This is a genomic window from Pseudomonas sp. 8(2025) (assembly GCF_052665325.1).
In genome coordinates, this window is record NZ_JBQOIE010000022.1 from 16,739 (window position 1) to 40,863 (window position 24,125).

At 61.1% G+C, this 24,125-nt stretch carries 21 protein-coding genes and 1 tRNA gene; 16 read left to right on the forward strand and 6 right to left on the reverse strand.

The genetic code is table 11. The features are described 5' to 3' along the window. The first annotated feature begins 572 nt into the window (after window positions 1-572). Both ACUXVH_RS28655 and ACUXVH_RS28660 read left to right on the forward strand, forming a co-directional pair. A complete protein-coding gene (locus ACUXVH_RS28655; protein WP_065364297.1) occupies window positions 573-1,328 on the forward strand; it encodes a carbon-nitrogen hydrolase family protein in 756 nt (251 codons plus the stop codon). Then, window positions 1,328-1,789, forward strand: a complete 462-nt coding sequence (locus ACUXVH_RS28660) for a GNAT family N-acetyltransferase (protein WP_011061844.1) — start codon at window positions 1,328-1,330, stop codon at window positions 1,787-1,789. Before ACUXVH_RS28655 ends, ACUXVH_RS28660 begins: the two co-directional genes overlap by 1 nt. Before the next feature lie 22 nt (window positions 1,790-1,811). Here the strand turns inward: ACUXVH_RS28660 and ACUXVH_RS28665 are convergent, their stop codons facing one another. Beyond that, window positions 1,812-2,042: a DNA-binding protein gene (locus ACUXVH_RS28665; protein ID WP_011061843.1), complete on the reverse strand. Its 231-nt coding sequence runs from the start codon at window positions 2,040-2,042 to the stop codon at window positions 1,812-1,814. An 82-nt stretch (window positions 2,043-2,124) separates the two neighbouring features. On the opposite strand from ACUXVH_RS28665, the gene ACUXVH_RS28670 reads away from it, so the two are divergent. The 5 genes from ACUXVH_RS28670 to ACUXVH_RS28690 all read left to right on the forward strand — a co-directional run bounded on the left by ACUXVH_RS28670 (window position 2,125) and on the right by ACUXVH_RS28690 (window position 5,835). Further along, a complete protein-coding gene (locus ACUXVH_RS28670) occupies window positions 2,125-2,487 on the forward strand; it encodes a helix-turn-helix domain-containing protein (protein WP_011061842.1) in 363 nt (120 codons plus the stop codon). 147 nt (window positions 2,488-2,634) lie between these two features. Continuing rightward, window positions 2,635-3,276 (forward strand): response regulator transcription factor GacA, encoded by a 642-nt coding sequence (gacA, locus tag ACUXVH_RS28675; RefSeq protein ID WP_011061841.1) that lies wholly within the window; start codon window positions 2,635-2,637, stop codon window positions 3,274-3,276. A gap of 1 nt (window position 3,277) precedes the next feature. After that, window positions 3,278-5,101 carry an excinuclease ABC subunit UvrC gene (gene uvrC / locus ACUXVH_RS28680; RefSeq protein ID WP_065364296.1) on the forward strand — a complete coding sequence of 608 codons (1,824 nt, stop codon included), beginning with the start codon at window positions 3,278-3,280 and terminating at the stop codon, window positions 5,099-5,101. A 32-nt stretch (window positions 5,102-5,133) separates the two neighbouring features. Beyond that, window positions 5,134-5,694 (forward strand): CDP-diacylglycerol--glycerol-3-phosphate 3-phosphatidyltransferase, encoded by a 561-nt coding sequence (pgsA, locus tag ACUXVH_RS28685; protein WP_011061839.1) that lies wholly within the window; start codon window positions 5,134-5,136, stop codon window positions 5,692-5,694. 65 nt (window positions 5,695-5,759) lie between these two features. Continuing rightward, window positions 5,760-5,835 (forward strand) — tRNA-Gly (locus ACUXVH_RS28690). A 209-nt stretch (window positions 5,836-6,044) separates the two neighbouring features. On the opposite strand, the gene ACUXVH_RS28695 is transcribed toward ACUXVH_RS28690, so the two are convergent. Next, on the reverse strand, window positions 6,045-6,950 hold the full coding sequence (locus tag ACUXVH_RS28695) for a LysR substrate-binding domain-containing protein (RefSeq protein ID WP_065364295.1): 906 nt from the start codon (window positions 6,948-6,950) through the stop codon (window positions 6,045-6,047). A gap of 160 nt (window positions 6,951-7,110) precedes the next feature. Between ACUXVH_RS28695 and ydiJ the strand changes: the two genes are divergently transcribed. Further along, the gene (ydiJ, locus tag ACUXVH_RS28700) at window positions 7,111-10,179 is read left to right on the forward strand and encodes a D-2-hydroxyglutarate dehydrogenase YdiJ (protein WP_065364294.1); all 3,069 of its coding nucleotides are present in this window, start codon (window positions 7,111-7,113) and stop codon (window positions 10,177-10,179) included. A 103-nt stretch (window positions 10,180-10,282) separates the two neighbouring features. Here ydiJ and ACUXVH_RS28705 read toward each other — a convergent pair whose 3' ends face one another. The 4 genes from ACUXVH_RS28705 to ACUXVH_RS28720 form a co-directional block, all read right to left on the reverse strand. Beyond that, complete coding sequence (locus tag ACUXVH_RS28705; protein ID WP_065364293.1) at window positions 10,283-11,893, reverse strand: amidohydrolase family protein; 1,611 nt, start codon at window positions 11,891-11,893, stop codon at window positions 10,283-10,285. A gap of 98 nt (window positions 11,894-11,991) precedes the next feature. Then, window positions 11,992-13,221, reverse strand: a complete 1,230-nt coding sequence (locus ACUXVH_RS28710) for an MFS transporter (protein WP_011061835.1) — start codon at window positions 13,219-13,221, stop codon at window positions 11,992-11,994. A 47-nt stretch (window positions 13,222-13,268) separates the two neighbouring features. After that, the gene (locus tag ACUXVH_RS28715; RefSeq protein ID WP_255313410.1) at window positions 13,269-14,078 is read right to left on the reverse strand and encodes an amidohydrolase family protein; all 810 of its coding nucleotides are present in this window, start codon (window positions 14,076-14,078) and stop codon (window positions 13,269-13,271) included. A gap of 348 nt (window positions 14,079-14,426) precedes the next feature. Further along, window positions 14,427-15,068, reverse strand: coding sequence for a TetR/AcrR family transcriptional regulator (locus tag ACUXVH_RS28720; RefSeq protein ID WP_011061833.1), 642 nt, complete (start codon window positions 15,066-15,068; stop codon window positions 14,427-14,429). A gap of 126 nt (window positions 15,069-15,194) precedes the next feature. Here ACUXVH_RS28720 and ACUXVH_RS28725 point away from each other — a divergent pair, with 126 nt between their 5' ends. The 8 genes from ACUXVH_RS28725 (at window position 15,195) to ACUXVH_RS28760 (ending at window position 24,108) form a co-directional block, all read left to right on the forward strand. Then, window positions 15,195-17,231: an NADH:flavin oxidoreductase gene (locus ACUXVH_RS28725; protein WP_011061832.1), complete on the forward strand. Its 2,037-nt coding sequence runs from the start codon at window positions 15,195-15,197 to the stop codon at window positions 17,229-17,231. Between the two features lie 133 nt (window positions 17,232-17,364). After that, entirely contained in the window at window positions 17,365-18,672 is a 1,308-nt protein-coding gene (locus tag ACUXVH_RS28730; RefSeq protein ID WP_011061831.1) for a M24 family metallopeptidase, read from the forward strand. Between the two features lie 57 nt (window positions 18,673-18,729). Further along, a complete protein-coding gene (locus tag ACUXVH_RS28735) occupies window positions 18,730-19,539 on the forward strand; it encodes an amino acid ABC transporter ATP-binding protein (protein WP_011061830.1) in 810 nt (269 codons plus the stop codon). Further along, on the forward strand, window positions 19,539-20,180 hold the full coding sequence (locus ACUXVH_RS28740) for an amino acid ABC transporter permease (RefSeq protein WP_065364292.1): 642 nt from the start codon (window positions 19,539-19,541) through the stop codon (window positions 20,178-20,180). Before ACUXVH_RS28735 ends, ACUXVH_RS28740 begins: the two co-directional genes overlap by 1 nt. Next, complete coding sequence (locus ACUXVH_RS28745) at window positions 20,177-20,839, forward strand: amino acid ABC transporter permease (protein ID WP_065364291.1); 663 nt, start codon at window positions 20,177-20,179, stop codon at window positions 20,837-20,839. The genes ACUXVH_RS28740 and ACUXVH_RS28745 overlap by 4 nt, the downstream gene beginning before the upstream one ends. A 60-nt stretch (window positions 20,840-20,899) precedes the next feature. Next, window positions 20,900-21,751 (forward strand): substrate-binding periplasmic protein, encoded by an 852-nt coding sequence (locus ACUXVH_RS28750; RefSeq protein ID WP_065364290.1) that lies wholly within the window; start codon window positions 20,900-20,902, stop codon window positions 21,749-21,751. A 58-nt stretch (window positions 21,752-21,809) separates the two neighbouring features. Beyond that, window positions 21,810-22,814, forward strand: coding sequence for an Ldh family oxidoreductase (locus tag ACUXVH_RS28755; protein WP_065364289.1), 1,005 nt, complete (start codon window positions 21,810-21,812; stop codon window positions 22,812-22,814). Between the two features lie 232 nt (window positions 22,815-23,046). After that, window positions 23,047-24,108, forward strand: coding sequence for a glycosyltransferase (locus tag ACUXVH_RS28760; RefSeq protein WP_065364288.1), 1,062 nt, complete (start codon window positions 23,047-23,049; stop codon window positions 24,106-24,108). Window positions 24,109-24,125 lie beyond the last annotated feature (17 nt).

A 24,125-nucleotide genomic window follows, 5' to 3' on the forward strand; every position in this document is an offset into this window, starting at 1 on the left:
GGCCGTACTGGCCATAAGTGTGCAATTGCCACCGGTAGGTGACCGATCGGAGGCGGCAGGCTGTCCCGAGCGGAGGCTGCTAAATCGCCAGGCGCAAAACATGTCGTAGCGGTAATAGGTGGAGTAGTTCATGGAGCAATCCTCAGTAAGTTCGGTGTGTCGCTGAAAGTCGTGGTTGAAAATGCAGTGCCGGAAAAAACAAAACCCCCGGTCGGGAGGCCGACCGGGGGTTGAGATTTCTCTGGTAGGCGACCCGTTGAAGTGGGCGCCGGTTGGGTATCAGGCGCGCCAGTGGCTAAACCAATACCCAAAATAAAAGCTGGCCGGAGCCCGAGTGCCGTTGACCCAGGCAGCCGCGACCGAGCGCAGTGCGCTGGCAGTGTGGCGATGCAGGGAAGGGGTCTTGGACAACATGGGTTTCTCCGTAAAGTGGGGGCGAGCTTACTAGAGGCTGGTGCCGGGATTCAATCAGTAATTTCTATCGGCGCAGCACGCGGCGGCTATGGATTAAGCCTGCAGGGGATTTATGCCACACTCGCTGCTCCCGCCTGTTCGCCCTCCAAGGAATGTTCATGTCCGTACTGACCCTCGCTGCTGCCCAAACGGTGTCCATCGCGGGCGATCTACCGGCCAACCTGGCCCGGCATCAGCAGTTGATGCAATTGGCAGCGGCGCAGGGCGTGCAGTTGCTGGTGTTTCCCGAGCTGTCGCTGACTGGCTACGAACCGCAACTGGCGGCCGAACTGGCGCTAATGCCGGATGCACCGCAATTGCGGCCGCTGCGGGATCTGGCCCGGGAGCTGGAACTGACGGCGGTGGTGGGGATGCCGATTCGCCTGTCTGTTGACGGGCCGGTGCTGATTGGCGCTCTGGTGCTGGGCGGCGACGGTTCGCTGGCGGTCTACACCAAGCAGCACCTGCATGCAGGAGAAGAGCGCGCTTTTGTCGCAGGCCGGGGCGGCGCACCTTTGCCTATCGGTGGCGAAACCGTGGCTTTGGCGGTCTGCGCGGACTTCTGCCACGCCAGCCATGTGCAGGCGGCGGCCGATGCCGGCGCCGGGATCTATGCTGCCGGGGTCTTGATCAGCGAAGGTGGCTACGCTGCCGATAGCGCGCAGCTCCAGGGATACGCCCAGGAACACGGGATGCTGGTGCTGATGGCCAACCACGGCGGCCCCAGCGGTGGTTGGGCCTGCGCCGGACGCAGCGCGGCCTGGGATGCCCGGGGCCGGTTGCTGGGCGCCGTCGAGGGTGTGGGCGAGGCTTTGTTGATTGTCCGGGGTGGTACTGGGCAATGGCAGGCGCAAGTGCTGGAGGTGAGCCATTGATGGACGGCTTTTCATTACGCCCGGCGGTTGATTCGGACCTGGCGTTCGCCCGCGACCTGACCCGTTCCACCATGCTCGGCTATTACATTCGCAACGACTTGCTGTGGCAGGACGAAGCCTTCGATGTGGCCTGGGCCGGCCGCAGGAACCTGCTGATCTGCCAGGGTGCCCGGGTGCTGGGGTTTGTCAGCCTGAGCCGGGATGCGCAGGCGCTGTATGTCCGCGAATTGCATGTGCTGGAGGCTTTCCGGGGGCAGGGCGCCGGTGCCTGGACGCTGGAGCAGGTGCTGGAGCTGGCTCGCCAGGAGCGCCGAGGGTTGTTGCGCCTGACCGTGTTCAAGGGCAATCCCGCACAGCGGTTGTATGAGCGGATGGGGTTGCGGGTGGTGGGAGAGGATGATTGCTTCTGGCGCATGGAGCGCTTGTCTGATTCGCTTGCCGGAAGGCTTGGCGACGCCTGAGCGCAACGCCCTTCCGCAGGCTTTACTGTGCGTTGGGATCTATCGCGGGCGCATCCTCGAGGATGATGCCGTCCTTCATTCCCAGTAGCACCGCGACCTTGTGCGCTTCCCCTCGTTTGCCTTTCTTGCGGCCTGCCAGCACCTGATAGGTAGTGGCCGGGTCAACCCCGTGTTCACGAGCAAATTGTTGAACCGATTTACCTTGATGTTCCAGCCAGGCCTTGGCTTGTGCGGCAGTGCGGATACCGGGCATAGTTCAAAACCGTTCAAATTTGTTCAATGCTTGAAGAGTATGACACCCCCTTGGGGTGTATCAGATGGGATCATACATCCAAATGAGTGGAATCGGTTCGCGGTTGAGGCAGGAGCGAGAACGCCTGGGACTGTCGCAGAAAGTTTTTGGTGAAATAGGCGGGGTTGAAGCCAACGCCCAGGGTAAATATGAAAGTGGTGATCGTGCACCCAAGGCGGATTATCTGTCCCGGGTGGCGGCAAAAGGGGTGGATGTGCTGTATGTGCTGACCGGCAGCCGGATCCCGATCCAGAGCGGCGGGCTGAGTCAGACCGAGGAAAAGGTCCTGGATTGCTATCGGGCGCTGTTCAAGGAGGATCAGGATGCTATCTGCCGCCTGACCAGTACCCTGGCCGAGCTTTCGGCAAGCCAGGGCGAGAGGCGCAAGGCCCAGGTACGAGAGTGAGGGGCGCTGGCCTCTTTCGATGTGCACGGGGGTAGGACCGTTATTGCGCCCGGATGTTTTTTATATAGCGCTTGTGATTAGGTTTGTACGCCGCTTTTTTGCTAAGGTGTCGGGCAACCTGTAAAGACCATATCGCGAGGTGTCTGCTTGATAAGGGTGCTAGTAGTCGATGACCATGATCTCGTTCGTACGGGCATTACACGAATGTTGGCTGACATCGATGGCCTGCAAGTAGTCGGGCAGGCGGAGTCAGGGGAAGAATCCCTGCTCAAGGCGCGGGAGCTGAAGCCCGATGTGGTCCTGATGGACGTCAAGATGCCAGGCATCGGCGGCCTCGAAGCCACGCGCAAACTGCTGCGCAGTCATCCGGACATCAAGGTCGTGGCGGTCACCGTCTGCGAGGAAGATCCCTTTCCTACCCGCTTGCTGCAAGCGGGCGCGGCGGGCTATCTGACCAAGGGCGCCGGTCTGAACGAAATGGTCCAGGCCATCCGCCTGGTATTTGCCGGCCAGCGCTATATCAGCCCGCAGATCGCTCAGCAATTGGTGTTCAAGTCATTCCAGCCTTCCAGTGATTCACCGTTCGACGCCCTGTCGGAACGGGAGATCCAGATTGCGCTGATGATTGTCGGCTGCCAGAAGGTGCAGATCATCTCCGACAAGCTGTGCCTGTCGCCGAAAACCGTGAATACCTACCGCTATCGCATTTTCGAGAAGCTCTCGATCAGCAGCGATGTTGAGTTGACGCTATTGGCGGTTCGTCACGGCATGGTTGATGCCAGCCTCTGAAATGACCGAACAGTTTGATCCCAGTGCCTTTCTTTCTACCTGCAGTGGCCGCCCCGGTGTGTATCGCATGTTCGACAGCGATGCACGCCTGCTTTACGTCGGTAAAGCCAAGAACCTGAAGAACCGGCTCTCCAGCTATTTCCGCAAGACCGGCCAGGCGCCGAAGACCGCCGCCCTGGTGGCGCGCATCGCGCAGATCGAAACCACCATCACCGCCAATGAAACCGAAGCGCTGCTGCTGGAGCAGACGCTGATCAAGGAGTGGCGGCCGCCGTACAACATTCTCCTGCGCGACGATAAGTCCTACCCCTACGTGTTTCTTTCGGACGGCGACTTTCCGCGTTTCAGCATCCATCGCGGGGCGAAGAAGCAGAAGGGCAAGTATTTCGGCCCTTATCCCAGCGCCGGCGCCATTCGCGAAAGCCTCAGCCTGTTGCAGAAGACCTTCATGGTCCGCCAGTGCGAGGACAGCTACTACAAGAACCGTACGCGGCCCTGCCTGCAGTACCAGATCAAACGCTGCAAGGCGCCCTGCGTCGGCCTGGTGGAGCCTGAGATCTATGCCGAAGACGTGCGCCACTCGGTGATGTTCCTGGAAGGGCGCAGCAATGCCCTGACCGACGAACTCTCCACCGCCATGGAAGCCGCCGCCAGCACCCTGGATTTCGAAAAGGCCGCCGAACTGCGGGACCAGATCTCCCTGCTGCGTCGGGTCCAGGACCAGCAGAGCATGGAAGGTGGCACGGGCGATGTGGATGTGGTGGCGGCCTTCGTCAACCCTGGTGGCGCCTGTGTGCACCTGATCAGCGTGCGCGGCGGCCGGGTACTGGGCAGCAAGAACTTCTTTCCCCAGGTGGGTATCGAGGAGGACGTGGCCGAAGTCATGTCGGCGTTCCTCGGCCAGTATTTTGTCAGCAGCCCGGAACGCGACCTGCCTTCCGAGTTGATCGTCAACGTGGTCCATGAGGACTTCCCGACCCTGATCGCCGCCATCGACGAGCTGCGCGGGCGCGAGTTGACCATCAGCCACCGGGTACGCGGTACCCGCGCCCGCTGGCAGCAACTGGCGGTAACCAACGCCGAGCAGGCCCTGAGCGCACGCCTGGCCAACCGCCAGCACGTGGCCGCACGTTTCGAAGCCCTGGCCGAGGTGCTGAACCTGGACGAGCCGCCGCAGCGCCTGGAGTGCTACGACATCAGCCATTCCAGCGGCGAGGCGACTGTAGCCTCCTGCGTGGTATTCGGGCCGGAAGGGCCGCTGAAGTCCGACTACCGGCGCTACAACATCGAAGGCGTGACCGCCGGCGACGACTACGCCGCCATGCACCAGGCCCTGACCCGGCGCTTCAGCAAGCTCAAGGACGGCGAGGGCAAGCTGCCGGACATCCTTCTGGTGGACGGCGGCAAGGGCCAGCTGTCCATGGCTCGGGATGTGCTCAATGAGCTGGCGGTGCCGGACCTGATCCTGCTCGGCGTGGCCAAGGGCGCGACCCGCAAGGCCGGTTTCGAAACCCTGTACCTGAACGACGCAGCCCACGAATTCACCCTCAAGGGTGACTCGCCGGCGCTGCACCTGATCCAGCAAATCCGCGATGAGGCTCACCGCTTCGCGATCACCGGTCACCGCGCACGGCGTGGCAAGACCCGGCGTACCTCGACCCTGGAAGGGGTGGCGGGCGTCGGGCCGAAGCGTCGGCGGGACCTTCTCAAACATTTTGGTGGATTGCAGGAACTGTCCCGTGCAAGCATCGACGAGATTGCCAAAGCACCGGGAATCAGTAAAAAGCTCGCAGAGTTGATTTATGCAAACCTGCACAGCGAGTAGAATGCCCAATCACCTCGTAGCCAGTTGTGCCGATGAATATCCCTAATCTGATCACCGTTCTACGCGTCCTGCTCATCCCGATTTTCATTTTGCTGTTCTATTTGCCCTATAGCTGGAGCTACATGGCCGCCAGTTCAGTGTTTGCCTTCGCGGCCGCCACCGACTGGCTGGACGGCTACCTGGCGCGGCGCCTGCAGCAGAGCACACCGTTCGGTGCGTTCCTCGACCCGGTGGCCGACAAGCTGATGGTGGCGGTGGCCCTGGTGCTGCTGGTGCAGGAGCATCACAACCTGTGGCTGACCTTGCCCGCCGCGGTGATCATCGGTCGTGAAATCGTCATCTCGGCGCTGCGCGAGTGGATGGCCGAGCTCGGCGCCCGCGCGCAGGTGGCGGTGTCGAACATGGGCAAGTGGAAAACGGCGGCGCAAATGCTGGCGCTGGTGATTTTGCTGGCCAATCCCTCGGACTTCAGTTTCTGGGTGCTGGTAGGTTACGCCTTGCTGTTGGCGGCAGCGGGCCTGACCCTGTGGTCCATGCTGCAGTATCTGCGAGCCGCCTGGCCGCACCTGAAAACTGATAACGAGAAAAAATAAGTTTTTTTGAATCAAAGGCTTGACGCGCATTCGGATTTCTATAGAATGCGCAACACCAAGACGTTGCGGGAATAGCTCAGTTGGTAGAGCACGACCTTGCCAAGGTCGGGGTCGCGAGTTCGAGTCTCGTTTCCCGCTCCAAACATAGCGCTGCAGAGTTCCACGAATTCTGCAGCGATCGAAAAAAGGACCTTCGGGTCCTTTTTTCGTTTCTGCGGGCTTCACTGAAATCCAGCACCATCCAGCGCCTTCAAATCCAGGAATTGAGTCCTTCTCAAAAGGCTTGAATCCGGGCAGCGCTGAATCGGTTCGTTGCTGGAGCGGTGATGAACATCCGGCCCCTGGCCTGTTCAGTCGCTTACGATGGCGCTCTCGGATAACAGCCAGGCGCTGAATGTTTCAAGCGCCGGATAATGCTGATAGCGCGCCGCGCAGGTCAGATAGTAATTGCGACCGCTTTCCATAGGGCCAAACAGTTTTACCAGTGCCCCGGATTTGATTTCGTCTTGCACCAGAATATCGGGAACCAGCCCAATGCCGACGCCAGCGGATACCGCCTGTATAAGGTGGGCCGTGAGCTCAAAGCTTGGGCCTGTCCGCATTTTCTGGTGGTCCAGTTTGTTGAGGTCAAACCAATCGGACCAGCTATTGGGTCGAGAAACGACATTCAACAACAAATGATTGGTGACATCGTTGAGCGACATCTCAAGGCTGTCCGGCAGCGCTTTGGGGCTGGCGACAACCACCAGTTTTTCTTGTAGCAAAAGGTGCGATACGTAGCCCGGCCAGTCGCCTTTTCCCGCGTAGATGATGGCCTGCATGTCGCTCACGCTGGATGGGTTGTCGGCGTGAATGATCCTCGAGTGGACGTGCACCAGGCTCCTGGGATGACGCGCATAAAATTCATGCATTTTGGGCAGCAGCCATTTTGAACCGAAGGTCGGCAGTACCGCGAGGTTCAATGGGCCTTCTTCCTCCTTGAAGGCAATTGTCTGCAGGGTAGCGCTTCGAATTCGGCCCAGTGCGGCAGTGAGTTCATGCTGGTAAAGCGCGCCGGCAGCGGTGAGTTCGATTCTTCTTCCCTCACGTTTGAACAGCGAGACCTCAAGCTGTGATTCCAGAGCCTGCACTTGCCGGCTGACAGCGCTTTGAGTCAGGGCAAGTTCGTCTGCCGCTTTGGTAAAGCTGCAATGTCGGGCTGCTGCCTCGAAAGCGATCAGCAGGGACATCGAGGGGGTCAGTCTTCGTGGGTTCATTCATAAAGCTCATGGAAAAGCTGCAGGTTTTACGTTTGTGTGAATTGTCTTGTCCCCACAAAATCGGTGGAAAGGCCTTTGTCCTGAGCCAGGCCTCGGGCTAGGAAGCATACATAACGAGAATGCTCAGATTAGCCGTATCGCCGCTAGGAATTCCACCATGATTGCCAGGTTGCCTCCCCACGAAACTAAAAACGAACCCTGTGAGTTGTTCCTGGCTCGCCTTGAGAAAGAAGGATTCCAGGGTGAAATTGCTCGCGATCATGCTGTGAGGACAGTGCTGGCAACCGACAACTCGATCTATCAGCGTCTGCCTCAAGCCGCGGTGTTTCCCAGAAATGTGCAAGATGTCGAGCTCTTGGCCCGCCTTGCGGCGCTGGCGTCGTTCAGTTCGGTGGTACTCACGCCGCGTGGCGGCGGAACCGGAACCAATGGCCAATCGTTGACGAGCGGCGTTGTGGTGGATCTGTCGCGTCATATGCACGGCATCCTTGAGATCAACGTCGAGGAGCGCTGGGTGCGTGTGCAAAGCGGTGTGGTCAAGGACCAGCTCAATGCGGCGTTGAAACCGCACGGACTGTTTTTTGCACCGGAGTTGTCGACGTCGAATCGGGCCACGATCGGCGGGATGATAAATACCGACGCAAGCGGTCAGGGAAGCTGTACCTACGGAAAAACCCGTGACCACGTCCTGGCGCTTTCTACCATTCTGATAGGTGGGGAGCGGCTCGATAGTGCGGTCCTGGAGCGAGATTGCTGGCAGGCGCAAGCGCATCGCGACGACAAGGTTGGGGCAATTTATCGATGTGCTTCGCAGATCGCCCATGATTACGCCGAACTCATCGAGCATACCTTTCCCAAGTTGAACCGTTGCTTGACGGGATATGACCTGGCGCATCTGCGTGAGCCGAATGACCGATTCAATCTGAACAGTGTCCTGTGTGGGTCCGAAGGCTCACTGGGTTTCATTGTTGAAGCCACGCTGAATGTGTTGCCCATTCCCAAGTACTCGATCCTTGTCAACGTACGTTACGCGGGCTTCATGGATGCATTGCGCGATGCCAAGGCGTTGATGCAGCTCGAGCCATTGTCCATCGAGACGGTCGACTCCAAGGTCCTCGGGCTGGCCATGAACGACATCGTCTGGCACGGAGTCGCCGAGTACTTTCCCCAAGAACCCGATGTGCCAACCCTGGGAATCAACCTGGTGGAGTTCAGCGGCGACGATGAGGAAGTGGTTCAGCTGCGTGTTCATGAGTTTGTCCGGCACCTTCAGCAGGACACCAGTGTGGTGCGATTGGGGCACACCCTTGCCATCGGTGCAGAGGCATTGAAGCGGGTTTACGCGATGCGCAAGCGTGCGGTGGGGCTGCTGGGGAATGTCAAAGGTTCCGCCAGGCCCCAGCCGTTCGTTGAAGATACTGCGGTTCCTCCCGAGAACCTGGCTGATTTCATTGCGCAATTTCGGGCGCTTTTGGATAGCCATGGTTTGGAATATGGCATGTTCGGCCACGTTGACGCCGGGGTCCTGCATGTGCGGCCGATTCTGGATATGAAAGACCCCGCCCAGGCGGCCTTGATCCAGACCATTTCCGATGCCGTCGCCGAGCTGACGCAAAAGCACGGTGGCTTGCTCTGGGGGGAGCATGGCAAAGGGTTGAGGTCGCAATATGTGCCGGACTACTTCGGCGAACTCTATCCGGCGCTGCAGGAACTCAAGTCGGCTTTTGACCCGTACAACCAACTCAACCCGGGAAAAATCGCCACGCCACACACGCTACCTGACGCTCGGTTGACTCGAGTTGATGAGGTCACGTTGCGTGGCGAGCTGGATCGTACGATTGATGAGCGGGTGTGGTTGCATTACGACGCCGCGGTCCATTGCAACGGCAACGGCGCCTGCTACAACTTCGACCCCGATGACGCCATGTGCCCTTCCTGGAAGGGCACTCGAAATAGAATTCACTCGCCCAAGGGGCGCGCTTCTCTGATCCGGGAGTGGCTGCGCTTGCAGGGGCAGCAAGGTGTCGATGTGTTGGTTTCACAAGGGGCTCGCCCTTTAGCGGCCACGGTGATCAGCTTCGCCAGGCGTGCTGCCAATACGGTTGCGCACAAGATGGGCCAGAAAGACTTTTCCCATGAGGTCTACGAGGCGATGGCAGGGTGCCTCGCCTGCAAGTCCTGTGCGGGTCAGTGCCCGGTGAAAGTCAACGTGCCCGACTTTCGCTCACGATTCCTCGAGCTTTACCACAGCCGATATCTGCGCCCATTGAAGGATTACCTCATCGGTTCTCTGGAGTACACGATTCCCTACTTGGCCCGTGTGCCGCGCTTGTACAACGGGATCATCGGTTCTGGGATGGTGGGGGCGTTTCTTCGGCGCGTTGCCGGTATGGTCGACAGCCCGCTGCTGAGCTTGCTGAATTTTGATGACGTTTGCCGCCGCTGGAAGGTGCGCGTGGCGTCGCCAGTGCTTCTTGAAGGGCTGGACGAGGCGCAGCGTAAACGCAGCGTTATTCTCGTGCTGGACGCCTTCACCCGTTATTTCGAGACACCGCTGCTCGCGGACTGGATCGAGTTGATTTCCAGGCTCGGGTTTGAGGTGTACATCGCGCCGTTCGCGGCCAATGGCAAGCCGCTGCAGGTTCAGGGCTTTCTAAAGGCATTCGAACAAGCCGCGCATTTCAACGCCCGATCGCTTCGCGAACTGCATCAATATCAGATTCCGTTGGTGGGGCTTGATCCCGCGATGACCTTGGTTTACCGCCAGGAGTACGTCAAGACCCTGGGTGAGGACCAGGCCCCAGCGGTTCTGCTGCCGCAGGAATGGCTTGTGGAGGTGCTTGTGCAATCAGCGGTGAGCGCCGACGAAGGTACTTACTACTTCCTGCCGCACTGCACCGAGAAGACCAACGAGCCGGGCAGTGTGGGCCTGTGGCAGACGATCTATGCGCGAGTCGGCTTGAGGTTGCAGGTGCAAGCCAGTGGGTGTTGTGGAATGTCCGGAACCTACGGGCACGAAACACAAAATGCCGAGACGTCCGAGGTTATTTACCGACAGTCCTGGGGGCCATTGGTGGCCCGTCTTAATGGGGCAGGGCGCCTGCTGGCGGATGGGTACTCGTGTCGAAGCCAGGTCAAGCGCAAGGACGGGCAGCTTGTCCTGCACCCGCTCCAGGCGTTGCTGAGGTTCCTGCGCGACACCGCCACCCCATCTTCAGGATGCTGATTGGCGCGAGCCTGAGGCGGCTTGGCCGCCTCGCGTTTCTTAAGGTATTGATTGGAGGCCATCGGCCCAGCGAAAACCGATGTGCGCAGATCGTCGAGCGGTATCAGAACCCATAGAGCTTTGCAGGGTTATCAACCAAAATCTGCTTGATGAGCGCGTCATCGTTTTCAACCCAGTTAAACAGCATCTCCAGCAGACTGGCATCGTTGGGCATGGGTACCGGTATACAAGGATGTGGCCAGTCGCTCGCCCACAGTAAGCGGTTTGGATTCGCTTCGATCAACGCCCGAGCGTAGGGCGTTACGTCGTCGTAAGGGAAGTCCTTCGATGCTGTAAAGCGATAAGCCCCTGAAAGCTTGACCCACACACGACCTTCTTTTAGCAGCCGCAGCAGGTCGGTGAATCCTGGATGTCCCAGCCCGCAACTGGTGGGCATGTGCCCCATGTGGTCGATGACGACTGCGACGGGCAGGCTGGCCACGGTCTCGTACAAGTCGGCGAACTCAGTGATATCGATCAGTAGCTGTAGGTGCCAGCCAAGTGGCGCGACTTTTTCTGCCAGCGCTGCAACATCCGATACCTCAACACCGCTTTTGAAGATCAGGTTGACGCGCACGCCGCGCACCCCGAGGCGATGCATTGCCCACAAGGTTTCTGTATCGGTATCGGCATCGATCACCACAACGCCGCGGAATGCGCTGCCCGCTTCTTTCAGTGCCGCGAGCGTTGTGCTGTTGTCCGCCCCATAGACGCTGGGTTGGACGATGACCCCGCGACTTAGCCCCAGGGTTTTTTGGACGCGCTGAAATGCCTCCAGTGGAGCGGGCGGCGGCGTGTAGGAGCGGTGAGGAGAGAAGGGTTGGCCATTATCGTCACCAAAAACGTGGAAGTGGCAGTCGCACGCGCCGTCAGGCAAGGTGCGTAGCAATGTACGAGGTTCTGGGTCCGGGCCTGCGCATTGCGGTGCGTAGGTCTCTCCCAGCGAACTCATCCGAGTAATTTCCCAGCCTTGCAATCCTCGCAATCCGTTGCGTTCGGCGGAGTTGATGATTTGTTGCCAGGTGACTCGTCTGGCAAGGTCGGGATCGCCGAGCCTGATCGCTTCGAAGATCGCCTGATGCTCAGCCAGTAGCGTCTCGCCAAGGTCGCTGGAGCGAACCAGGTGGTTCTCCAGTAACGCCGCTTCGTAGACGTGGCTGCACAGAAAAATGATGAAGTTGCGAAAGTATTCATTGCCTGTGGCATCGGCAATTGCGCGCTTGAACTGCAGGCTGTGTTCCACCATGTCCTGACGGTTTTGGATACTGGCGCGCAGGGTGTCCAGTGCCGCTTCAATCTTGTTCAACTGACTGAGTGACCGGCGTCTGGCGGCCATGGCGGCCGCGGCGACTTCGAGGTCCAGGCGCAGCTCATACAGTTGACGCAGCTTGGTGCTATCGGTGAGCTCCTCTTGAGTAATCCGGAAGCTGCTTTGGTTGGCTTCGGTTGCAACAAATACCCCAAGCCCCTGGCGACTGACGACGAGGCCGGCCGAATTGAGCCGAGCGACAGCTTCACGCACTACATTTCGGCTAACGGCAAAAGCCTCTGCCAACCGGCTTTCCGTGGGGATGCGATCACCTGGGCGGAGTCGACCTTCACGTATTTCGCTTTCCAGGTGACGAAAAATTTCAACCGAGAAGTGATCGCGTCGGCCAATTGCTTTTATAGTCATTTTACTCAGTCATCAAATGTCAGTTTCAAAAGCTTGAAACGTCAAACGCCCACGTAACGAACATTGCGTGGGCGTTACTCTAACAAATGATGGCTGGCTCAGTGTAATTGCTTGCCCTTGGTTTCCGGGAGGAAGAAGGTCACCACCAGGACAAGGCAGTAGGCTCCTCCCGCGAAGATCGCGATGGCGGTGCCGAGGCTGTATTTGGCGCTTATAAAGCCTACGAGTCCGGGAAACAGAGCGCCTACCGCTCGCCCAAAGTTATAGGAGAATGCCTGGCCATTGGCCCTCACTGCTGAAGGATAAAGCTCAGTCAAAAAGGCGCCCATGCCGCTGTAGATACCTGAAGCTGCGAAGCCCAGTGGAAAGCCGAGAAACAGCATTTGAGTGTTGGTCAAGTTCAGTTGCATGTAGCAGACCACACTGATGGCCGACAGAACGGCGAAGATGATGAAGTTGGGGCGGCGCCCCAGGCGGTCAGACAGGAAGGCGCCGCAGACATAGCCAAAGAATGAACCGATGATGACCACCATCAGATAGCTACCGGTGCCAAAGACCGACAGGCCCTTTTCCAGTTTCAGATAGGCTGGCAACCACGTGGTGATTGCGTAGTAGCCACCTTGAACGCCCATGCAGAGCAGGGCGGATAGCAGCGTGGTGCGCAGGAGCGAGGGTGAGAAAATGTGCCAGAAAGGAACCGAGTTGCCTGTTTCGCTCTGGTGCTTTTTAGTCCGCAGGAATACCTCGGGCTCTGGTACATATTTACGAATGTAGAGGACCAGAAGTGCCGGAACGATGCCGATCCAAAACAGCGACCGCCAGGCAATATCTTCGGGAAGCAAGCTGAAGGACAGTGTGTAGAGCAGTGCGGCGGCGCCCCAGCCAATGGCCCATCCGCTTTGCACGATACCCACGGCTTTGCCGCGATGTTGCGCTCGAACCATTTCGCCGATCAGTACCGATCCCACGGCCCACTCACCTCCGAACCCGAGCCCCTGCAGTGCCCGAAGGACAAATAACTGTTCGAAGTTTTGCGCAAAGCCGATCAATACGGTGCAGATCGAGAACCACAGAATACTGATCTGCAGCAACCGCACACGACCGTATCGGTCTGCCAGAATGCCCGCTCCCCATCCGCCAATGGACGAGAAAAGTAAGGTCACGGTACTCAGTAGCCCCACTGAACCCTTGTCAATGTGCCAAAGGGTCATCAGCGAGGCGATGACAAAGGTGAACACCATGAAATCCAGGGCGTCCAAGGCCCAGCCACCAAATGCGGAATAGAAGGTGCGTTTTTCAACGGTATTAAGTTCGCTAAACCAACTCATTATTATTCTCCGGGCAGCACCGCAGTTCTGCTTGGTTATTGTTTTTGTTATTTGAAGTCGTACAGGGCGCCAGGGTTATCAACCAGAATGCTCTGTCGTTGGCGTTCGCTGGGCGCCCATGAAAGCAAGCGATCCAGCAATGAACTTGTGTCGGGCGTACTTTCGAGTGCTACGTGAGGCCAGTCGCTGCCCCACACCATTCGTTCCGGGGCAACGGCCAGCAAGGCATGGGCGAGCGCATCTGTATCGGCATAGTCCGGACGCTGATCACTCAGGCGGTAAGCGCCCGACAACTTGACCCACCAACCGTGCTCCGCCACGTTCCTCAGCAGCAACTCAAACCCCGGTTCCTTAATGCCCAGATGGGCCGGGAAGTGCCCGAAGTGATCAATCACGACAGCGCAAGGCAACTTGGCCATCCGAGCCTCAATCTCACTTAGAAGCCGAACATCAATCAGAAACTGCATATGCCAGCCAAGGTCGGCAATTCGATGGGCCAGGTGCTCCATCAAGTCCAGATTCACTCCGCCTCGAAACAGAACGTTGATGCGAACACCACGCACACCCAAGGCATGCATATGCGCCAGTTCGTCGTCGCCAACGTGTTCGTCTACTACCGCGACCCCTCTCAGTTGGTCCTGATGACGGTGCAACACTTCGAGCATGTACCGGTTATCGGTGCCATAGACGCTCGGCTGCACCAAAACCCCTCGCTGCATTCCCATCGCCCGCAACACCTCCAGATACAGCGCCTCAGGTGCCGGAGGCGGGGTGTAGCTACGGTCGGGTACCAGTGGATAGCGCTCAAGATCGCCGGAGATTACGTGTGCATGGGTGTCGCATGCCCCGGCCGGCATTACGAAGCTCGGGGCCCGGACCTCTGCTCCAGGGGGCGCGCACAAAGGCGGCGAGTCGGTGGCGGGTCGCAAGTGAGACATGGATTTCATCCCCTCGACAGCCTTTCGCGCGTCATCACGGTTGAAAAGCGGCACTTGTTAGTTGTTGGTTGTTGGTTGTCCTACAAGTGCAGGCATGTTGAGTTTTTGCCTCTGCCTTGTCAATGCGTGCAGGCGTGGTTTTTTACACGGGGGTGGGGGGCGTCATCGGGATGCCTGGTCGAGATTGCTCAGCCCCCGGCCGAACCGGCCCAGGCTGAACGAGGTATTGAGCAACGCCGGCGGGCCAAGCGGCGGCCCGCCTCGGTTCTAAAGCTCGGCCGCTGAAAAACCGTTGCGCTGGAAGAACCGGTCCAGCTCCCGGGGCAGGGGCTCCACGCCGGTGAAGATCTTCAAGTACTCGGGGATGTAGCGCATGCGCTGCGCCATCGGTTCCTGGGTGTTCATGCTGATGTAGCCGATCTGGGTCAGGTAGATCGAGCGCGCGCGGGTGACGGCGGCGTCATGGGCGAAACCGAAACGGTCGAACATCTGTGCCAGGGCCTGCACCCGCTGTGCATCGGCCTGGCGGATCTCGTGCGCCACTTCGGGGGATTGCAGGGCCCAGCTGCGCATGGCGAACTCGAACTGTGAATCGAACAATTCGCTGTTCAGCCAGCAGTCGAAGACGTTGAGAATCGCCTCGGTGATGGATTCGGCATAGGCCTCGGACTGTGACACCAGGCTCAAGGTGTTCTTGTTCTTCCACAGATTAACCAAGGCTTCGAGCAGGGCTTCGCGGTCCTGGAAATACCAGTAGAAACTGGTGCGCGACAGGTTGAGTTTCTTCGCCAGCGGCATCACCCGCACCGCATCCACTCCCGATTCCTTGAGGCTCTCATAGGCCGCGTTGAGCCAGCTTTCCAGAGAGCCGCGGCCGGCAGCTTCCACATTGTTGCTGGTTGCTTTCATGGGGCATTTTTTCCTTGTCCGTTTAACCTTGACGGGGCGAATGTACACCACTGTCAGTGTCATTGACACTGGTGTACATTGAGGTCTATCGTCTGCCTTGCCTGATGACCAGTATGCGAGACCGATATGAATAACGATCCGCTTCTTCAGCCCTATCGCCTCAAGCACCTGACACTTCGCAACCGCATTATCACCACCTCCCACGAGCCGGCGTACCCCGAAGAGGGCATGCCGAAGAAATTGTACCGGGCCTACCACGTCGAGCGCGCCAAGGCCGGCGTGGCCATGACCATGACTGCAGGCTCGGCGGCGATCTCCCGCGATAGCCCACCGGTGTTCAACAACATCCTGGCGTACAAGGACGAAGTGGTCGGCTGGATGAAAGACCTCACCGACGAATGCCACGAGCATGGCGCGGCGGTGATGATCCAGCTCACCCACCTGGGGCGCCGCACCCGCTGGGACAAGGGCGATTGGCTGCCGGTGGTGTCCCCTTCGCACAATCAGGAGCCGGCACACCGAGCCTTTCCCAAGAAGCTGGAAATCTGGGATATCGAACGCATCATCCGCGATTACGCCGACGCCGCCGAACGCATGCAGGCCGCCGGCCTGGATGGTATCGAACTGCAGGCCTACGGCCACCTGATGGACCAGTTCTGGTCGCCATTGACCAACGAGCTGGAGGGCGCCTACGGCGGTTCATTGCACAACCGCCTGCGGTTTACCTTCGAGGTGCTGAGTGCGATTCGCCAGCGGGTGGGCCCGGAGTTTATCGTCGGCATCCGCTACACCGGCGATGAGGTGCTGGCCGGCGGCCTTGAGAAAGAGGAGGGGCTGCACATCTCGCAGCTGTTGAAAGACAGCGGCATGGTCGATTTTCTCAACGTGATTCGCGGCAATATCGCCACCGATGCCGGGTTGACCGACATCATCCCGATCCAGGGCATGCGCAATGCACCGCACCTGGACTTTGCCGGGGAGATTCGTGCCCTGACCGGTTTCCCCACCTTCCATGCGGCGAAGATCCCCGATGTCGCCACCGCCCGCCACGCGATTGCCTCGGGCCTGGTGGACATGGTGGGCATGACCCGTGCGCACATGACTGACCCGCACATCGTGCGCAAGATCATCGAGAACCGTGAAGATGAAATCCGCCCCTGTGTCGGCGCCAATTATTGCCTGGACCGGATCTACAACGCCGGCGCCGCCTACTGCATTCACAATGCCGCCACTGGCCGCGAAACCAGCATGCCCCACGAGGTGCCGAAGGCCGCGCACCCGCGCAAGGTCCTGATCATCGGCGCCGGCCCCGGTGGCCTGGAGGCGGCGCGGGTCGCCGGCGAGCGCGGGCATGAAGTGCTGGTGCTGGAGGTGGCCGACCAGCCCGGCGGGCAGGTGCGCCTGACCGCGCAGTCCGAGCGGCGCAAGGAGATGATCAGCATCATCGATTGGCGCATGGCGCAGTGCGAGCGCCTGGGGGTGAAGTTTCGTTTCAACACCTGGGCCGATGCGGCGATGGTCCTCGATGAAAACCCCGACGTGGTGATCGTCGCCACCGGCGGCTTGCCCCATACCGAAGTCCTGCACAGCGGCAACCAGTGGCTGGTGTCGAGCTGGGACATCATCTCCGGCGACGTGAAGCCTGGGCGCAATGTGCTGGTGTACGACGATGCCGGCGATCACGCAGGTTTGCAGGCTGCCGAGTTCATCGCCCGCAGCGGCGCCAGGACCGAGATCATGACCCCCGACCGCTCGTTCGCGCCGGAGGTGATGGGCATGAACCTGGTGCCTTACATGCGCTCGCTGCAGCAGTTGGACACCACCTTTACCGTCACTTACCGGCTCAAGGCCGTGGAGCGCCAGGGCGAGCAGTTGCTGGCGACCATCGGCACCGACTACAGCGACCTGGAGAAAACCCGACTGGTGGACCAGATCGTGGTCAACCACGGCACCCGGCCCCTGGACGAGCTGTATTTCGAACTGCAGCCCATGGCCACCAACGAAGGCGCCGTGGAGTACAAGGACCTGATTGCCGGCACCGCGCAAAACCTGGTGACCAACCCTCAGGGGCGTTTCCAGTTGTTCCGGATCGGCGATGCGGTGTCATCGCGCAATACCCACGCGGCCATTTACGACGCACTGCGCCTGGTCAAGGACCTCTAGCCACTGCTTGCGCCCTGTTTTGCACAATAAGAAAGACAGCCGTCATCCGTTTCCCTAGCGTCAAGTCACTGCCCCGAACGTTGGTCTGACTGGTTTTGATAAACCTCAAACTCTTCCCAGCGGAGGTTGTTGCATGCACACGGATACCGATTTCACCGAGCTGCTCAATGTCGTTCCCCCAAGCCCTCTGCACTATCGCAGTGATGCCAGCGTCACCGGCCATGCCCTGGCCCCGGTGGACCACGGCCTGCTGGCGGCCTATGCCGCGATCGACCGGCCGGCGCTGCGCCAGTACCGCCTGGAGCGCATTCGCCAGCAACTGCGCAAGCAGGATTACGCCGGCGTGCTGCTGGCCGACCCGATCAATATCCGCTACGCCACCGATACCAATAACCTCGGCCTGTGGGTGATGCATTCCCCTAGCCGTTACGTATTCGTGGCCACCGATGGCCCGGTGGTGCTGTTCGAGTTCGACAGCAGCCGGCACAACAGTGAGCACATCGAGACCATCGATGAAATTCGCCCGGCGATCCCCTGGCTGTATTTCCTGGCCGGCCCACGGGTCGAGGAGAAGGCCGAACGCTGGGCCCTGGAGGTGGCCGACCTGCTGACCCGGCATGGCGCCGGCAATCGTCGCCTGGCAGTGGACCGCTGCGACCCCTGGGGCGCGGAAAAGCTCAAGGCCAGGGGCATCCAGCTGTTCGATGCCCAGCCGCTGATGGAGCAGGCGCGGCTGATCAAGTCGGTGCAGGAGATTGCCAGCCACCGGGTGTCGATGGATGTGTGCGACCTGGCGATTGCCCGCATGCGCGCCAGCCTGGTGCCGGGCATCACCGAAAACCAGCTGTGGAGCATCATGCACGGGACCAACGTGGCCCAGGGCGGGGAGTGGGCCGAGAGCCGCCTGCTGAACTCCGGGCCGCGCACCAACCCCTGGTTCCAGGACGCCTCGGACAAGCTCATCGCGGCCGGGGAGATGGTCTGTTTCGACACCGACATGGTGGGCCCGGGCGGTTATCTCTCGGACATCTCCCGCAGCTTCATCTGCCCCGGCAAGGCGCCGACGGCGGCCCAGCGCGACCTGCTGGACATCGCCTCGCAGCAAATCAGTTTCAATCTCGACCTGCTGCGCCCGGGGCTGTCGTTTCGCGAGTTCGCCGAGGGCTGCTGGCCGGTGCCCAGGCAGTTCGAGCACAACCGCTACATGATGATGCTGCACGGTGTGGGCCTGGTCGATGAGTACCCCAGCGTGGCCTACGCGGTGGACTTTGCCGAGTGGGGCTATGACGGCCACTTCGAGGAAAACATGGTGCTCTCGGTGGAGAGCTACATCGGCGAGCGGGGCGGCCATGAAGGCGTGAAGCTCGAAGAGCAGGTGCTGATTACCGCTGCTGGAGCGGTCAAGCTTTCCCGTACCCCGTTAGTCGACGGCGATCGATAACAGTGGTTGTTGCCTGATTCTTGCAGGCACGGCGTCTACCCTGTCCGGAGAAAAACAATGAGCAGCATGACCGTGATCGAAAACGCCAGCCCCCTGGCACCGCCCCCGGTACCCAGCGCCGAACCTTTCCTGCGACTGGAGGCGATCCATAAGCAATTCGGGCCTTACCCCGTATTGCACGACGTGTGTTTCGAGATGGCCAAGGGTGAGGTGGTGGCGATCATCGGCCCCAGCGGCTCGGGTAAAAGCACCTTGCTGCGTTGCATCAACCAACTGGAGCCCGCGACCCGGGGGCGGGTCAGCATGGGCGGGGTGGCTATCGAAGCCGGGCGCCCGCTGCCCCGGAGCGAGCTGCTCAATCTGCGCCGGCGCATCGGCATGGTGTTCCAGTCGTTCAACCTGTTTCCGCACCTTACGGTGCTGCGCAACGTCAGCCTGGCGCAGGTCCGCACCCTCGGCCGCAGCGCCGAGGAAGCTGACGCCCGCTCTTTGCAGTTGCTGGACCGGGTGGGGCTCGCGGACAAGGCCAACGCCTATCCGGCGCGCTGCTCCGGCGGCCAGCAGCAACGCATCGCCATCGCCCGGGCCCTGGCGCTGGATCCGGAGCTGATGCTGTTCGATGAGCCGACCTCGGCCCTGGACCCCGAACTGGGCCTGGAAGTGCTGGCGGTGATGAAGGAGCTGGCGCGCGAGGGCATGTCGATGCTGGTGGTGACCCACGAGATGCACTTTGCCGAGACGGTGTCCGACCGGGTGGTGGTGATGGCCGAAGGGCGGATCATCGAGCAGGGGCCCAGCGCCCAGGTTATGCGCGAGCCGCAGCACGCGCGGGTGGCGCAGTTTCTCCAGGCCGTGAGGAATCGCTGATGGCGGATATTCTGCTGGTCCTGTTGCGCGGCGTGCCCTGGACCCTGAGCGTGACCCTGGGCGCTTTCTGCATCGGCGTGGTGCTGGGCTTTCCACTCTGTGCCCTGCGTCTGTCGAACCTGAAGCTGTGTCGCTGGCTGGCGGCGATGCTGGTGCTGACCCTGCGTTCGATACCGCCCATCGTCTGGCTGTTCTTCATCTTCTTCGGCATCGGAGGCGGCTACATCGCCTTGTCGCCGTTCGCTGCCGCGGTGCTGGGCCTGGGGCTGATCACCGCGGCGCATATGTCGGAGGTGTATCGCGGTGCCTTTGCGGCGATCCCCCAGGGGCAGTACGAGGCGGCGCAGGTGCTCAATCTGTCGGCGCCCCAGCGCTTTTTCGATGTGATGCTGCCGCAACTGGTGCGCATCGCCATTCCCACCTCGGCCACCTATGCCATTGGCTTGCTCAAGGACTCGGCCGTGGCCTCGACCATCGGTGTCGGTGACGTCAGCTTCCAGGCGTACCAGATGTCCCAGCAAACCTTTCAAGGGCTGGAGGTGTACAGCGTGGCGGCGCTGGTCTACCTGATTCTCAGCGTACCGGTGGCGCTGTTCTCGCGCTGGCTGTCGGCCACCCTGAAGCAGAGGGTTGCCCGATGAACGAGAACCTGACGATGTGGCTGGCCTGGTTTCCCGAGCTGTGGAAGGGTTTTGTGCTGTCAATTCAGGTCACCGCCGCCAGCCTGGCACTGGGGGTGGTCCTTGGGTTGTTGCTGGCGCTGGGTGTGTCGGCGCCCCGCCGGGCAGTGCGCTACCCCTCGTTGCTGATTGTCGAGCTGGGGCGTGGCGCGCCGGCGTTGATCCTGTTGCAGTACTTCTATTTCGGCCTGCCTTCGGCAGGCCTGACCCTAAGTTCTTTCTGGGCGGCAGCCCTGGCGCTGGCCTACTGCACTGCGGCCTACACCAGCGAGATCATCCGTGGCGGCATCGAGGCGGTGGCCCAGGGGCAGAACGAGGCGGCCGAGGTGATCGGCCTGAACCGCTTCGATGCACTGCGTTTCATCATCTTGCCCCAGGCGTTGCGGGTGGCTCTGCCGTCGTTGCTGGGGTTCTCGATCATGATGTTCCAGGCCGCGTCGTTGTGTTTCACCATCGCGCTCCCGGAAATCGTCAGCCGCGCCTCGGCCATCGGTTCATCCACCTTCGAGTACATGCCGGTGCTGACCCTGGCCGGCCTGATGTATGCCGCTGTGTGTGCGCCCGCGACCCTGGGTGTGGCGGCGCTGGAGAAAAAACTGGCCCCCAGCCAGCACGCATGACCTGCTCGAGCCGTCTTTCGGCTGCCATTCTCTTAATGCAACCCATGCACAGGTGAAGCCATGATCCGTTCATTCAAACGCATTGTTCGTTGGGCGTTCCTTTGTTCCTCCCTGGCGGGAGGTTCGGTGCTGCTCGGTGCCCCCCAGGCTCTGGCCGACTGCAAGCCGGCCCACTCGTTTGAAACCCTGACTCCGGGGGTGTTGAGCGTCGCGGCCTGGGTCTTCCCGCCGTACTCGATCCCCGGGCCGGGCAACCAGTTGAGCGGGGTCGATGGTGAAATCATCAAGCGCATCGCTGCCAGGGAGTGCCTGGATATCAAGCTGACAGTGGTGGACCCGGCGGCGGTGGTCCAGTCGGTGATCGCACGGCGGGCCGACGTCGGCATCGGCGACTGGTACCGTACCGCCGAGCGCAGCAAGGTCCTGGGTCTGACCGCGCCGCTGTACCTGGACGTGATGGGGATCATTTCCAGCGAGGGCTATTCGAAAATCTCCGAGCTCGAAGGCCAGCGCATCGGCACGGTGCAGGGTTACCTGTGGGTCGACGACTTGAAAAAGGCCTTTGGCGACAATCTGGTGCTCTACCCCAACCCGGTGGCCATGGCCCAGGACCTGGCGGCCAAGCGGATTGCGCTGGGCATCGACAGCTTTGCGGTGGGTGTGGCTTCGCAGCAGAAGGGAGCCTACCGGGGCATGAGCATCAAGGTTTCGGAGCCCGACCCGCGGGTTAAGGCTACCCTGGAGCCGGGGCAGACCAGTTTTCCCCACACCAAGGCCAATACGGCGCTGAGTGTGGCGCTCAATGAAAACATCCAGGCCTTGCATGCTTCTGGCGAAATTGCCGAGATACTCGGCTCGTTCGGCCTGGATAAACAAGCCGCCAACGTGGGGGCGCCACGCCTGGTGGAATGACCCGCAGCCCCGGGCCCGGTGGCCAGGGCGGTTGTGCAGCAGCGTCAGGGAGCAATCGATGCAAGAGAGTGCAGCGTTCAAGTGTCTGTCGCTGGCAGAGGCCAGGGATTTTGCCCAGCGCTGCTGCCTGCAGGCGGGCAGCAGCCAGGAAGTGGCCCAGGCTCTGGCCGAGGCCACGGTATCGGCCCAGGGTCATGGCCTGGCCAGTGTGGGTTTCGAGCATCTGGCCGATTACCTGCACGGGTTTGCCAGCGGGCGCATAGCGGGCTTGGCCAAGCCACTGATCACCCAGCTGGCCCCGGCGATGATCCGTTGCGATGCGCGCGCGGGCATTGCGCAACTGGGGTTCGATCAGGCCTTTGGTGCTGTGTGTGACAGCACCCGGCAGTTGGGAATCAGCCTGTTTGCCCTGCACAACGGGTTTACCTGTGGCGAGCTGGGCTACTACACCCGGCGCCTGGCCGCAGAAGGCCTGGTGGCATTGGCGTTCTGCAACGGCCCGGCGCTGTTGACCGTGGCCGGCCAGCGCCAGCCGATCTATTCCACCAACCCCCTGGCCTTCGCCGCTCCCTGCGGCGACGGGCGCCTGCTGCTGATCGACCAGGCCAGCAGCGCCACGGCCTTCGTCAACCTCCTCAAGGCGGCCGAGGCCGGGGAGCCCATCCCCGAAGGCTGGGCAGTGGATGCCCAGGGCGCAGCCACCCTGAGTGCCCGGGAGGCCATGCACGGTGCCTTGCTGGCGTTCGGCGGCAGTCGCGGGGCCAACATCGCCTTGCTGGTCGAAGTGCTCGCCGGCGGTGTCGCCGGGGGCAACTGGTCGCTGGATGCGCCCGATTTTCGAAGCGGCGCACAATCGCCGGGTTCGGGCCTGCTGGTGATCGCCATCGCCCCGCACCTGCTCGACGAGCAGTTCGAGGCTCGACTGGCGCGGCAGATGCAGCGCCTGGCCACCCTGGGGGTTCACCCTCCGGGGCAGGCCAAGCAGCAGGCCTGGGCCCGGGCGCAAATAGAAGGAATCAGCTTGCCCATGGCGCTGTATCAGCAGCTGGCGGCGCGCGTCTAGGGGGGAGCGAGTTCTGCCGTCAGAGCCCCAATCGTTGCAGCGATGCCAGGGAGCGGCTTACCTGGCGGATGACATGGGTGGCCAGAAGCGATTGCGCGGGGCATCACAACCGGCGCAGCCGGTGTTTGAATAATCCCCGGAATAATGCTGTGATTGCGCCCGTCACGCCCCCCGGCGGCCCTGCTTTTTTCAGAGACACTGCGAAATGGATAGCCAAGAAACGACAGCCAGGATGTCGCAGTTGCCTCCCGGCGATGACCTGTCCACGCGCCTGCAAGGGATTGCTGCCCAGACCGCACTGGTGTTGGAAACCAACAATCTGCGCGGCGGCAAGAATGCAGGCGAGGCCTTGAGCAGCCTCCAGCGGCTGATTGCCCGGCTGGCCCTGCAAAGTCTGGCGCCCCAGGCTTTTGCCCAGTGGATCATCACCCATGACGGCCTCGACCTTGAGGCACGCCAGGCGCTGTGCAGCCTGGCCGGCTGTGCGTTGGAGTTCATCGAGATCGATGCCGGCACCGGTTACTACGATGCCAAGAATGTCGGTTTCGATGGCGTCGACCAGGCGCGCTGCCAGTACGTGGTATTCGCCGATGCCGACTGCCTGCCCGATGCCCGTTGGCTGGAAGAGTTGCTGCTGCCCTTTGTGCAACCCGAGGCGCCCGTGGCGGTGGCCGGGCGCACCAGCTACGCGCCGAGCGTCGCCGGCAGTGCGCTGACCGCCATCGACTTCATGTATTTCCCCAGCCCCTTGCGCCACGGCGCCACGCGTAACTTCTACGCCAACAACGTGGCTTTTCGCTGTGCCACCTTCGAGCAGTATCGCTACGAGCCCCTGGATGGCATCTATCGTGCCCATTGCCAGGTCATGGGCCTGCGCCTGCAAGCGGCGGGGGTGGCGGTGGCCTATGCGCCGGCGGCACACACCGAGCACCGGCTGCCCGACAGCCAGGGCGAGGTGTTCAAGCTGCGCTGGCTCAGGGGCGGCGACAGCGTCGGCCTGACCCCGTACCTGGTGCGCGCCTACATGCCGGGCTGGCTGCAATGGCTCGGGCGCAGTGGGCCGCTGGGGCCTTTGTGCGTGATGGTCGGGCGCCTGGGCTACAGCCTGCGAGCCCTCAACCACCAGGACCTGCCGCCCCTGCACGGAGCCCGGCGCCTGGGGGCCATGGCCATGGTCACTGCCATCTCGTTGCTCGACACTGCCGGCGCCGTGGTGCGTGGCTGCGGGCTGTCCATCGGCCGCTCCAGTGCCCGGCACAGTGAAGCGTTGTCCTACCACCGCAACCTGGATTGATCCGCGTCGCGCCGTAT